Raw genomic sequence first — 13,217 nt, forward strand, 5'->3', positions numbered from 1 at the left:
TTACCAGATATCTGATTTAACCTTATCTTTAAATTTAGGATGGTTATCCAGTTTAAATTCAGGTTCTTTCACACCACGCTTCAGCTGACCGGTATAGTCTTTGAGTAGCATCAGCAGGAATGGCATCAGCAACAGGATCGCAATCAAGTTGATACTTGCCATGACACCCATGAACAGATCTGCCATATTCCAGATCAACGGCACACTGGCGATAGAACCGAAATACACCATGACCAATACAAATAAGCGGAAAATCAACATCACCCGACTATTGTTATTGATGAACTGGACGTTTCCTTCGGCATAGGCATAGTTACCGATAATCGAAGAATAGGCAAACAGGAACAGAATCAAAGCCAGGAAGTCATCGCCCCAGGCACCAATTTGGCTTTCAAGCGCCATCTGGGTCAAGGTCACGCCTTCAAAGCCTGCATTTTCATACAGTCCTGAAACCAGAATAATAATCGCGGTACATGAACACACCACAAAGGTATCTACAAATACCCCGAGCATCTGTACCAGACCCTGGTTGACCGGATGTTTGACATCGGAAGCTGCTGCAGCATTCGGTGCCGAACCCATCCCTGCCTCGTTAGAGAACAGACCACGCTTGATGCCCATCATCATGGCCATAGATACCATGGCACCAAAGAAACCACCAGCGGCGGCTTTAAACTCAAAGGCTTTACTGAAAATAAGCTGGAAGATGGATGGGAGCAGATCGTAATTAATGACCGCAATATACAAAGCCACAGCCAGATAAAGCACAGCCATAAACGGCACAAAGCTTTCAGCAACTTTTGCAATCCGTTTAATCCCACCAAAAATGATCACCGCAGTCATCAAGACCAGAAACAATCCGACCCAGGAAATTTCCAGATTCAGGCCGCCTAATGGCAGAATCAGGTTCGCCTGATCCCAGCCCCAAGCATGAGAAGTCGCTCCGGTAATGGCATTGGCCTGAACTGCATTGAAGACAAAACCATAAGTCGTGATCAATGCAATCGCAAAGACAATCCCGAGCCATTTTTGTTTCAGGCCTTGGGTAATGTAATAAGCTGGTCCACCACGGAATTGCTGGTTTTTGTTATCTCGCACCTTAAACAACTGGGCCAAAGAGGATTCAACAAAAGCAGAACTCATGCCCAGAAAGGCAGTAAACCACATCCAGAATACGGCACCGGGGCCACCAATTGCAATCGCAATGGCAACACCCGCGACATTGCCCACCCCGACCCGGCTTGCCAGTCCAGTGACAAAGGCCTGAAACGGGGTAATGCCGTGCGTATCCTGAACCTTGCCACGGCTATTTTTCATGACTTTCATGCTGTGCCAGAACAAACGAATTTGTACTGCACCCGTCATGATCGTGTAGAAAATACCGACTGCGACCAGAAACACCACCAGAAAATCCCATAAAGGGCCATTCAGGGCATTAATCCAGCCGAGTAAGGTTTCATTTAACTGATCATTCATGTCACATCCTTATGAGCCTATGACTCATCGTATCAGGCATAAAAATTATGCAAAAAACTTCAAAATCATCTGAATAACAGTAGCATTGATTAAGTCAACGAAGAACGCACCACATAATGGAACAATCAGGAAGGCCTTATGCGACGCACCATACATATTGGTAATCGCCTGCATATTGGCAACCGCTGTTGGCGTTGCGCCCATACCGAAACCACAATGCCCTGCTGCAAGTACCGCAGCATCGTAGTTTTTACCCATGATGCGGAAAGTTACAAAACCGGCATACAAAGCCATGGTGATGGTCTGTGCACCCAGAATTACCATCAGTGGTCCTGCAAGGTCAGCCAATTGCCATAATTTCAATGATAACAGTGCCATCGCCAAGTACAGCGACAATGAAGCATTACCGAACACATCAATCGCGCGATCGAAAATCTGAACTTTGAAAACACCTTCCAGTACATTACGCAGGATGACACCACCCGCCAATGCCCAGACAAATGTTGGCAGTTCAAATGCAGTACCTTTACTGAAACCCGTCATAAACTCTGCAAAAGCCAAACAGCCTGCAAATAGACCCAAGGTCGTGATTGCATTATCAGCGGTAATTAAACGCACCTGATGCGGATATTCAAACGGTACATATTCGCTGGTGGTGCTGTCCATTGGCGTATTGTCACGCGTTTCAATTTGCTGATCGGTACGCGCAGTCGCCAGGTTATAACGGTTGATCAGCAACTTGGCTAAAGGTCCGCCAATAATACCGCCGATAATCAATCCAAAAGTCGCACTGGCCATACCTAGTGCCAAAGCACCTTGAATACCATGTTCAACTTCAAAAATTTCCCCCCATGCACCCGCAGTACCATGACCACCGGTTAAGGTAACTGAGCCTGCAATCAGGCCAATCAATGGGTCAATACCCAATAATGTTGCCAGACTCATGCCGACCGCATTTTGCAAAATAATGAAAGCCGAAACAGCAAACAGGAAAATAACCAGACCGATCCCACCTTCACGCAACTTGGAAAAGTTGGCACTCAGACCAATCGAAGCAAAGAAAATCAGCATAAAGCTGGTTTGTAATTCTGCACTGGTGGTGATGCTATATCCCCACAATGAATGCACCAGCAATGAGATAATCGCCGCAACCAAACCGCCCGCAACCGGCTCAGGAATATTGTAACGTCTTAAAAAATCGATTTTATTAACCAGGAATCGGCCGAGTAACAAAACAATGACTGCGGCAATCAAGGTATAAAATGCGTTAAAAGTAAAATCCATAATTTTTTGCCCAAGATGATTTTGAATTTTTTATTGTTCTAAAAGTGAGGGAGTGCGCTAGATCTCTAGCTCGCTCATTAGATCTTTATCTGGAAATATCCTGATTTGATCTATCACCATTAGAAAAACAAACCGATTTATCATCTCTTTTAAACTTATGAATATCATCATCACGATCATATTCAACAAATGAGAGATTTATAAAAGCAACACCTTTTCTATTCCGATACTCAGTCTGTTGGAAAATTGCAGACAATTTTCAAACAGACGCGCATGTTGGTAAAAAAACTGTGTTTTAAGCTCAAAAAAACATTCAGTGCTTGATGAGTGCTTTCAACCTAAAGACTTCATTCAAGCCATCTGGAATCGCGTTATTTAAAACAGATCTTAATCACAAAATGCATGAATTAAGATGAAAAGTCGTACATTATGCTGTTTCTTTGTATCAAGTTTTATTTCTTTTTATTAGCAATAGTTAATTTACCTATAAAAAATAATTATAAATTCTCATTTTTATATGAAGATTAATCTATATTTTAATTCAAAAAAAATATTAATCTTTTACTCGACACGGAATGAAACAGGGATCTTGAAATTAAATTATCTTGATTTGCAGTCAAAATAAACCAGTTCTCTGTTTGAAATTGTTATTGTTGAATGGTTCAAGCACTTGGGTTTTAAGCCATTTTTTAAATCAAAGACCAACATTATGGGTAAATCGATTGCTATCACTGAGGCGATTTATGTTTAGCTAAAAGAATGCGAAATTTCATTCCTCAAGTCATTTTGCTGACAAATTGTTTTTTCAGACGGCCAAGAATGAAATTTTCCTATCCCCCCTTCTGTTTGTTTAGTTTATAGTCATTGCAAACTCAATAAGGATATTCGACTGGACCCCATAATGGATCAAAATCTTGTTCATGCTATAGATCACACCATCACCTCTCGCCATTCAGTGCGTGCTTTTTTAAATACCCCCGTTAGTACAGACACCTTAAAAGAGATTTTGACGGTTGCCAGCCGCGCACCCTCAGGAACCAATACCCAACCCTGGAAGGTGTATGTGGTAACAGGTAAAAAGCGCGATGAACTTGTGCAACGTGTCTGTCAGGCACAAATGCAAATCTATGCAAATCCTGCATTGTCACAGCAGTATCAGGAAACTTTCGCCTACTATCCTGAACAATGGATCTCGCCATTTATTGAACGTCGTCGTGAAAATGGCTGGGGTTTATATGGCTTGCTGAATATTCAAAAAGGCGAAAAGGAAAAAATGGCGCGTCAGCAGCTGCGTAATTTTGAATTATTTGATGCCCCTGTCGGCTTATTTTTTACTGTACATCGGTCTTTGGCGATTGGGTCCAAAATGGATGTTTCCATGATGATCCAGAATGTTATGCTGGCAGCAAAAGCCCACGGTCTGGACACTTGCCCGCAGGCAGCCTGGAATCACTTTCACCCGATCGTGCTTGATCTGGTCGGCGCACCCGATGATGAAGAGCTGGTCTGCGGTATGGCACTGGGTTATGCCGACCCAGAGCAAATTATTAACAGCTTTATTACCCCGCGCGTTCCCGTAGAAGAATTTGCCGTGTTTATCGATGAGTGATGCAAGCAGGGCTAAGCCAACTTGCTTAGCCCTCTGTCCAGACCAGTATTTTTATTATCTGAGAGGCAGCCAGCATCTATGCATTTTTTAGGCTGGGCATGTTGATTTTAAAAATCGCCCAAGCAGAAATACCGACAAAAACCAGCATGATCAATGCCATATTCAGTAAAGCATGCCAGATCAGAAAATTCAGTAATACACCGCCCAATAAACCACAGACAAATTGCATACTGCCCATAATGGCACTTGCAGTTCCTGCCCGCTCGCCCTGTTTAGCCATTGCTAAAGCCATGGCATTCGGACCAGTAAACCCAAGGGCTGCCACCACAATAAACATGCCTAACAACACCCAGAACACAGAATCGACGTCCAGACAGCCCAGCAAGATTAACCCTAATACACCGGTAAACTGCAGACAGGTGCCGATTTTCAAGCGCTGTAATATCGAGAATCGCCCAGCCAGACGTTTATTCAAGGTCGAAAACAGCATGATCCCGAAGGCATTGGCACCAAAGGCATAAGCAAACTGCTGCTCAGTCAGCTGATAACGATCTATCAGAATGGTAGAAGAAGCGCTGATATAACAGAACATCACCGCACCGGAAAAACAGCCGGCATAGAGCGGACGTCGAAAGCTTGGATCCTGAAAAATGCACCGGTACAAACTTATAACCTGTTGAAAGTTCAGCTTGAGACGGCGTTCTGGCTCCAGGGTTTCTTTAAAAAGAAAGTGTACACAGGCTAGACTCAACAGACCGCAGCCCATCAACACCAAGAAGATCACGTTCCATTCATAAAACATCAATACCCAGGCCCCCAGGCTTGGAGCGATGATTGGTGCAATCGCAGTCACAATCATCATGCTGGCAAAGGCCTGAGCTGCTGAATGCATATCCAGGCGATCACGAATTGCAGCACGTGCCATGACCACCCCGACACAGCCACCTAAGGCTTGCAGAATCCGTGCAGCGATCAGACTCCATTCATCCTGCGCAAAGACACACAGCAAACTTGCCACAATGTATAAACACAGCCCAAAATACAGTGGCGGTTTACGCCCAATCCGGTCACTGATCGGACCATAAATCAGTTGCCCGATCGCCAGACCGAAGAAATAAGCCGGCAGGCTGTTAGAAACCATTTGGGTACTGACACCAAAATCTGCTGCCATAGCCGGTAAGGCCGAAAGATACATATCAATGGATAAAGGCCCGAGTGCACTTAAGGTCGCCAGCAAAACTATCCAGGACATGGCATAAGGTTGTTGTACTATTTTATTCGATGTCATAAGCATGAAGATTTAAAGCGCTAATATGCAGACAAATTAACACAGTGCATAGTATGATTTAGCCTGAAATGAAGATTTATAAATATACTATTTTCATTAGCCTATTCAGATTCAGCTCTAAGACTGCAGTATAAAGGACGACCTTTGAAATCTTGGCTCACTCGTCTCAAGCAAACCACCTATAACACGACCTTGATGTATAACCTGCGCATGATGACGGCATTTGCAGGTACCGCCTTTTTTCCCTATTTTATGGGACAACAATTGATGACGATCCCATTGACTTTAGGGGTGGTCGCAGCTGGTTTAAGCGATATTGATGACCGCTTTTCGGTGCGGATTTTAAATCTGCTCTACACCTACATTGGCTTCTTTATTACGGCAGTAGGCGTATATCTGCTTTTTCCTTATCCCTTGCTGTTTGCCTTGGCCTTAATTGTGTCCTGTATTGCCCTGATTTTGCTGGGTTCACTAGGGCGACGCTATGCCACGATTTCCTACGGCTGTCTGGTGATTTCCGTTTATTCCATGCTCGGGGTGGAGCTGTTTGATGAATGGTATAAACAGGCTGGTTTATTGGTCATCGGCGCGATGTGGTACGGTCTGCTGTCGACCATCAGTTTCCTGATTTTCCCTGCCCGACTGGCGCAAGACAAGCTTGCCATTTCCTATTCTGCTCTCGGTGATTTTTTATATGCCAAGTCCAATCTGTTTGATGTGGACATGACCCCGAAAAGCTATCAGCAAAGCATGATTGAACTCTCGCTTGAAAATGGGAAACTGATTGCGATTTTTAATGAGATGAAAACTGCCCTTTTGACTCGCCTGAAAGGTGACCGGGGGCAAAAAGACACCCGTCGCAGCCTGCAATATTATTTTGTCGCGCAGGATATTCATGAACGTGCCGATTCAGCGCATATTGATTATCAGAAACTGGCCAAGATTTTCCAGCATAGCGATATCCTGTTCCGCTTCCAGCGCATCATGTCAATTCAGGGCAAAGCCTGTAAGGACCTGAGTGAAAGTTTGCTGATGCGCAAACCTTATGTACATAACCAGCGCTTCAAGCATGCCTTTGATAACCTGAGACAGTCTCTGGATAAGTTACGTCAGGAGCAGCAGTATGATCAGGTCTGGATCAGTGCCCTGTTTGCGCTGTTTCAAAACCTGAAATCGATTGATGCCCAGTTACGCAATCTGGAAACCGAGCAAAGTATCAAGTCCGAGCGTTTCAAACATATCGAAAACCAGCTCAGAGATGATGACCTGAAAGGCTGGGATGACATCAAGATTCGGATTAAACAGCATTTGACACCCGAATCGGTGCTGTTCCGGCATGCCATTCGCCTGTCGATTGTGCTGCTGATCAGCTATATCTTCGTACAGGTCAGCAATATTGAATATGGTTACTGGATTTTATTGACCGCACTCTTTGTCAGCCAGCCCAACTTTAACGCCACCAAACGCCGTTTACGTCTGCGTATTGTCGGTACGTTGGTCGGTATTATTCTAGGTTATGCCATTTTGTATTTTGTGCCTTCCATCGAAGGACAATTATTGCTTCTGGTACTGAGTGGGATTCTGTTCTTTGAATTGCGCAGTAAACAGTATGCACAGGCCACCGCCTTTATCACGATTTTAGCGCTGATCAACTTCAATCTGGATGGTATGGGCTATGCCGCGGCCATCCCGCGTATGATCGACACCTTGATTGGCTGTGCGATTGCCTGGTTCGGCGTCAGCTTTATTTTCCCGGACTGGAAGTTCCGGCGTTTGCCTCGAAGTATCAAACGCAGCTTGCAAGCAGAAGCGGATTATTTGAGCGAAGTGATCGAGCAGTATAAGTCAGGACGTAATAACGGCCTGAAATATCGGATTGTGCGCCGTGCTGCTCATAATACCGATGCCGAGGTAGCCTCACTGATTTCGACATTGGCCACTGAACCGGATATTGATCCGGTACAAAAATCGCTAGCCTTTGAGTTCCTTTGTCTGAACCATACTTTTATCAGTTATATTGCTGCACTGGGCGCACACCGGGAAAAAATTGAAGATCAGGACATTCTGAATTTACTGGACAAAGCTCTCGAGAACATTCGTGGTGCATTGTTACGAGATGAAATGCCCGATTTAAGTGCGCAAAATATGATTCCCCATATTCGACAGCGCTTGGCTCAAGATCAGGAGCAAGATCAGAAATCCCTGATCATTTTGCAGCAGCTGTCTTTAATGTTCAGCATTTTAAAGCAGTTGAGTCAACTGAAACAAAGTTTGAGTCATGAGCGTGATGAACAGGCAACTGAATTAGGTTCATTATAATTTGGCTGATTTTGGAACAATATACTCACTGAATTGGTACAATTAGTGCTAAACTTTTTACAGTTTAAAATCTGCTAATTTCACTATGACCGCGAAAAATTTATACGCTTATACCCTCCAGCCTGTGAACTATGAAATTTCAGAAGCCGAGCAGCGTCATGCTCAGCTGGTGATCTGGCGTAGTACCAATAAAATTGGCATGAAAGCATGGCTGATCATGGGTGCTGTTGTTGCACTTTCTATTCTGGGCATTCTGCTCCTGAAGAACTATTCTACCGTGTTCTGCTGGGTGGCCATTGTCTGTGTGGTGTTGTATTACCTGATCCGTACCTTTGGTCTGGAATGGTATGTTAAACGCAAGATGAATGAATTTCCGGTACAGGAAATCAAAGGTGTTCGCCTGGGCGTACAACCACATGGCATCGTGATGCGTCAGAAAATGGGCATGCAAGAAGGTGTTGGGGCGATTAGCTGGAAAGACATCTATGAATGGTACAACACACCAGAATTCATGTTGGTCAATTTCAAGGTAAAAGGCCAGCAAGGTGCATATATCCTGCCGAAACGTCTGGACAGCAAAAACTTCTCTTTCGCCACGATTCGCAAGCATCTGGAAGCAGAAGTCGGCGCAGCAAAACAAATCTAAACTGTTCTTTCTTCAGTGAAAAACCTCCTGTCCCGGCATGGAGGTTTTTTTAATCTCAAAACAATAAATGATAATGAGAATAAATATTATCCTCAACACCTATAATTCGAGCTTAAACTTCAGTTATAATTTTGCCACTTTTATAGATCTCACCCTTAATCTGACGACCATGTTTAAAAAGACATTTTTCCAAATCCACTGGTTTCTGGGGATTACAGCAGGTTTAATCCTCTCGATAATGGGGGTCACTGGCGCAATCTATTCCTATGAACAACAAATATTAAAATGGATGAATAGCGACAGTTATACGGTTCAGGTTCAGCAACGTGACAAACTCACGCCTGCCGAGCTGTATCAGCACTTTAACCGTACTGCGCCTGACATGAAGATCAACAGTATTACCGTGGCACAAGATCCAAGTGCTTCGAGTACCGTGAATGTCGCTAAAGAAGGCGCACGGCGTGGTCAGAACATCATGATCAACCCGTATACTGCGGAAGTCTTACCAGAGATTAAGGGTCGGGAGTTTTTCCAGTTTATTCAGCAACTGCATCGTAATTTGACGGTTGGTCCAGTAGGTAAACAGATTACCGGTGCCTGTACCCTGATGCTGATCTTTTTTGTCTTGTCAGGTCTATACCTGCGCTGGCCGAAACGTCATTCGATCAAGCAATGGTTCTTTGTAAAACCTCAGCTGAAAGGCCGTAATTTTATCTGGGATCTGCACGCTGTTGTGGGAACCTGGGTGGTGATTTTTTACCTGATTTTAGCCTGTACCGGCCTGTACTGGTCTTATGACTGGTGGCGCAATGGCATGTTTAAGGTACTGGGTGTAGAGCGTCCGCAACCGGAAATGCAGGCCAATGCCGGCAATAACCGTGGTGAAGGACATCCAGGCGGCGAACGTGGCCCACGTGCTGAAGGTGAAGCACGCGAAGGTCTCAGCCCTGAAACTACTGTCCGTGCACTAGACCAGAGCTGGATTGGCTTTAACACTGAATTTTCAGATAAGTATTCTACCGTAACGTTTAACCTTCCAAAAAAACCGGATGGCGAAATGCAGCTGAGCTTTGTGGATCCGATCGCTCAACATGAGCGTGCACGAAACAGTGCTACTTATAATTACCAGACAATAGAATTTAGCGAAGTCGAGCTGTATGAAGATAAAAAGCTCAACGAAAAAATCATGAGCAGCATGTTACCGGTGCATCGTGGCAGCTTTTTCGGTCCGATCTACCAGTTCTTTACCATGCTCGCAGCCTTGTTAATGCCATTGTTCTTTGTGACCGGCTGGATGCTCTATCTGAAACGTCGCAAACAGAAACGCTTAACACTCGCAGCACGTCAGGGTGCGACTTTAGTGAACCTGAATGAAAATGCTAAACCGTGGCTCATTGCTTATGCCTCACAAACAGGGGTTTCTGAGCAACTGGCTTGGCGTACAGCAACTGCCCTGCAGGAAGCACGTCAACCGGCAACAGTGAAGCCGGTACAACAACTGACGCTTGCCGATTTACAGCAAACCGAACAGGTATTATTTGTTGCCAGCACCTATGGCACAGGCGAAGCGCCAGATCTGGCCTCTTCTTTTGAGAAAAAAATCCTGTCTGCACAAGCTGATCTCAGCCATTTAAGTTATGCGGTATTGGCCTTAGGTTCTCAGGAATATCCAGACAGCTATTGCAGTTTTGGTCACCGTATTGATCAGTGGTTAAAACAGAATGGTGCCCAGCAGCTATTCAATACAATTGAAGTCGACAATGCCAATAACGAGCATATCCAGCAATGGAATACTGCACTGGCACAAGTCACTCGACTTGAGCTACAAGCGATGAGTATCGATAAGACCTTTGATCGCTGGAGTTTGAGTAAACGTGAAGTCCTCAATCCGGGTAGTCTGGGTGCGCCTGCTTTCAATATCGAACTGACCCCTGAACATGAAGCCATCTGGCAAGCAGGTGATATTGCCGAGATTCAGCCAGGAAATAGCCCAGAACGTATTTATGCATTTATGCAAAAGCACCAGATAGCAGCGGGTACACAAGTACCTTCTATGCAACAGAATATTGAACAGGCACTCTGGGATCGTGATCTGACTCAGGCTGAACCTTTTGATTCTCTGGATCAGCTCCTCACGCAATTACCGGTTTTGGCAACACGTGAATACTCCATTGCCAGTATTCCAAGCCAGCAGGTTTTACGTCTGGTGGTACGTCAGCAAACCGATGCTAGTGGTAATCTGGGATTGGGTTCAGGCTGGCTGACCCAGCATGCGGCTCTCAATGCGCCCATTGCACTGCGTATTCGCAGCAATGAATCTTTCCACCTGATTGATGACAACCGCCCGATTATCTGTATTGGTAATGGTACCGGCATTGCCGGACTATTAAGTCTGCTCAGTGCGCGTAACCGTCAGGACTATAGCCAGAACTGGCTGATCTTCGGTGAACGTCAGCGTGAACACGACTTCTTCTTTGAAGAAACCATTCAGGCCTGGCTGCAAATGGGGACCCTGCAACGTCTCGATCTTGCATTCTCGCGCGACCAGCAGGAAAAAGTTTATGTACACCATAAACTGCGTGAACAGGCTGAAGAACTAAAAGCCTGGATTGCTCAAGGTGCAGTGATTTATGTCTGTGGTAGCATCAATGGTATGGCTAGCGATGTGGATGAAGCCCTGATTGAGATTCTCGGTGAAACGATGTTAGATCAATTACGTCTGGATGGACGTTATCGCCGTGATGTATATTAAGATAACCTGATATGCTAAAAACCGGGCTCAATGGCCCGGTTTTTATTGAAGATGTAAAAGCAATAATAAGAATATGAATAAGAAAAAAGGAACCCTGAATGCTCAATCAATTTAAACGAAGTTTCAGCCTGATCTGTGGCTTGATCCTATGTATCAATAGCATCTGGTTACTGAGCCAAGGTCAGAGGCATTTTGCTATTGCCCTGTCGATCTTCATTGGGGTGGCACTCATCCTGTACGCCTTATTTTTTTCATCTATTCAGCGCTGGAAACAGAATTCCCGATTCAGAACCTTGTTCTGGAACAGTCTCTGGGGCGGATTTTTATTCTGGATAATCAGTGTCGCGGCTTTCTTTGTTTATATCCAGATGTCAATCAACCCGAATATTCCGGCACGACCTGCTGCAGCGATTTTAGTATTAGGCAGTGGCATTAATCAGGGTCAGCCCTCACCCATCTTAAAAAATCGTCTGGATACCGCAGCAAAATATGCAGAACGATATCCAAATACTTTAATCATTATGACCGGTGGACGAAATTTCCGGGAGAGACAGAGCGAAGCTGAAGTCATGCAAAGTTATATCTACACGAACTATCCGCAGCTCAAAAACCCCATTAGCTTAGAAGATCAAAGCAGAAGTACCCAACAGAACCTGCAATATTCTCAGGCAATCCTAAAACAGCAACATATTGATCGAAATGAGCCCATTGCGATTGTCACTAGCAATTTTCATAGCCCTCGTGCCCGTGCCATTGCCAGACATCAGGGTTATCAACAAGTCATCAGCCTGAGTGCCAGCACACCCCAGAATGTTCGCTATAATTCCTGGTTACGCGAATATTTTGCTTTGATAAGTGGCTGGCTACTGAATGAATATTCATTGTTCCAATAAACAAGCTGTTTTAAAAACAATAAATTTAATTTAAACGGATCTGCCTAGGCAAAGGCATATCCGGATTTTTAAACAGTTCCGGCTTTTGCACATAGATCTGATACAGATAATTTTTAATATCAAGTAATAATTTTTCCGGTGCCACCAGAATATTCTGCCCTTCCGGGGTCAGGTCAAGCGAAACAATGGTACTTTCCTGACGTAAAAAGGGAATGACTTTCTCTACAAAATCCTTGAGACCAATTTCCTGAATCTCGTAATTTTCCCAATTGTCTTTAATCAACAGTCGAGCCAGACCTTTACTTTGCCAACAGGCAAATGCGCGTTGTCCGGTCGGCGTGGCACATAAGGCCCAGCCATCTTGGTAGAGTGCAAAAATGCCAGCATTGGCAACAATGGCTTCAATATATTGCTTATAAAGCTGTTGAGGATCGAAAGCAGTTTTTTGGGATTTGGTCGCGGCTTTGCGCTGATAGGGATTTCTCATGGTCGTGAAATCTTAATATTATTATAATAGAATCAGATTCTAAGGAATAAATAGCGTTGAAGCAAGAAGATATGGTGGGCGCTGACGGGATCGAACCGCCGACATTCTGCTTGTAAGGCAGACGCTCTACCAACTGAGCTAAGCGCCCTGAGAAAACAACAGTGTTGTTTTAAATGACGCAAGACCAACAAGGAATGTAGTCTTGGTATCTTGAAAACTCAGATCTCAGGAATCCAAGCTTTTCATCTTAAGATGGCGCAGCGGACGGGGCTCGAACCCGCGACCCCCGGCGTGACAGGCCGGTATTCTAACCAACTGAACTACCGCTGCATCGTAAGAATCTGGTGGGCGCTGACGGGATCGAACCGCCGACATTCTGCTTGTAAGGCAGACGCTCTACCAACTGAGCTAAGCGCCCTGATAAAGAGTGTCAATCTTTAGTTTATTAAATTCAGGCTCAGGG

9 protein-coding genes and 3 tRNA genes are annotated in these 13,217 nt (G+C 44.8%); 5 read left to right on the forward strand and 7 right to left on the reverse strand.

Annotated features, from left to right (window positions below; genetic code table 11):
* Together NI465_RS02740 and gltS are read right to left on the reverse strand one after the other, a co-directional pair.
* Complete coding sequence (locus tag NI465_RS02740) at positions 1-1,476, reverse strand: alanine/glycine:cation symporter family protein (protein ID WP_253144204.1); 1,476 nt, start codon at positions 1,474-1,476, stop codon at positions 1-3.
* Positions 1,477-1,521: 45 nt separating this feature from the next.
* A complete protein-coding gene (gene gltS / locus NI465_RS02745) occupies positions 1,522-2,760 on the reverse strand; it encodes a sodium/glutamate symporter (protein WP_004731964.1) in 1,239 nt (412 codons plus the stop codon).
* A 901-nt stretch (positions 2,761-3,661) separates the two neighbouring features.
* Here gltS and NI465_RS02750 point away from each other — a divergent pair.
* Positions 3,662-4,369, forward strand: coding sequence for a nitroreductase (locus NI465_RS02750; protein WP_253144206.1), 708 nt, complete (start codon positions 3,662-3,664; stop codon positions 4,367-4,369).
* A gap of 76 nt (positions 4,370-4,445) precedes the next feature.
* On the opposite strand, the gene NI465_RS02755 is transcribed toward NI465_RS02750, so the two are convergent.
* A complete protein-coding gene (locus NI465_RS02755; RefSeq protein ID WP_253144208.1) occupies positions 4,446-5,663 on the reverse strand; it encodes a multidrug effflux MFS transporter in 1,218 nt (405 codons plus the stop codon).
* A 138-nt stretch (positions 5,664-5,801) separates the two neighbouring features.
* Here NI465_RS02755 and yccS point away from each other — a divergent pair, with 138 nt between their 5' ends.
* The 4 genes from yccS (at position 5,802) to NI465_RS02775 (ending at position 12,267) form a co-directional block, all read left to right on the forward strand.
* Positions 5,802-7,976 (forward strand): YccS family putative transporter, encoded by a 2,175-nt coding sequence (gene yccS / locus NI465_RS02760; RefSeq protein ID WP_253144210.1) that lies wholly within the window; start codon positions 5,802-5,804, stop codon positions 7,974-7,976.
* Between the two features lie 85 nt (positions 7,977-8,061).
* Entirely contained in the window at positions 8,062-8,622 is a 561-nt protein-coding gene (locus tag NI465_RS02765) for a YcxB family protein (RefSeq protein ID WP_004280696.1), read from the forward strand.
* Positions 8,623-8,791: 169 nt separating this feature from the next.
* Positions 8,792-11,374, forward strand: a complete 2,583-nt coding sequence (locus NI465_RS02770; protein WP_253144212.1) for a PepSY domain-containing protein — start codon at positions 8,792-8,794, stop codon at positions 11,372-11,374.
* Positions 11,375-11,472: 98 nt separating this feature from the next.
* The gene (locus NI465_RS02775) at positions 11,473-12,267 is read left to right on the forward strand and encodes a YdcF family protein (protein ID WP_253144214.1); all 795 of its coding nucleotides are present in this window, start codon (positions 11,473-11,475) and stop codon (positions 12,265-12,267) included.
* A 25-nt stretch (positions 12,268-12,292) separates the two neighbouring features.
* Here the strand turns inward: NI465_RS02775 and NI465_RS02780 are convergent, their stop codons facing one another.
* The 4 genes from NI465_RS02780 to NI465_RS02795 all read right to left on the reverse strand — a co-directional run bounded on the left by NI465_RS02780 (position 12,293) and on the right by NI465_RS02795 (position 13,172).
* Complete coding sequence (locus tag NI465_RS02780) at positions 12,293-12,754, reverse strand: DUF2750 domain-containing protein (RefSeq protein ID WP_004645832.1); 462 nt, start codon at positions 12,752-12,754, stop codon at positions 12,293-12,295.
* 72 nt (positions 12,755-12,826) lie between these two features.
* Positions 12,827-12,902 (reverse strand) — tRNA-Val (locus tag NI465_RS02785).
* Positions 12,903-13,007: 105 nt separating this feature from the next.
* Positions 13,008-13,084, reverse strand: a tRNA-Asp gene (locus NI465_RS02790).
* Positions 13,085-13,096: 12 nt separating this feature from the next.
* Positions 13,097-13,172: transfer RNA gene (locus tag NI465_RS02795), tRNA-Val, on the reverse strand.
* Between the last annotated feature and the right edge of the window lie 45 nt (positions 13,173-13,217).

It is taken from the genome of Acinetobacter lwoffii (genome assembly GCF_024129855.1).
GTDB classification, from domain to species: domain Bacteria; phylum Pseudomonadota; class Gammaproteobacteria; order Pseudomonadales; family Moraxellaceae; genus Acinetobacter; species Acinetobacter lwoffii_L.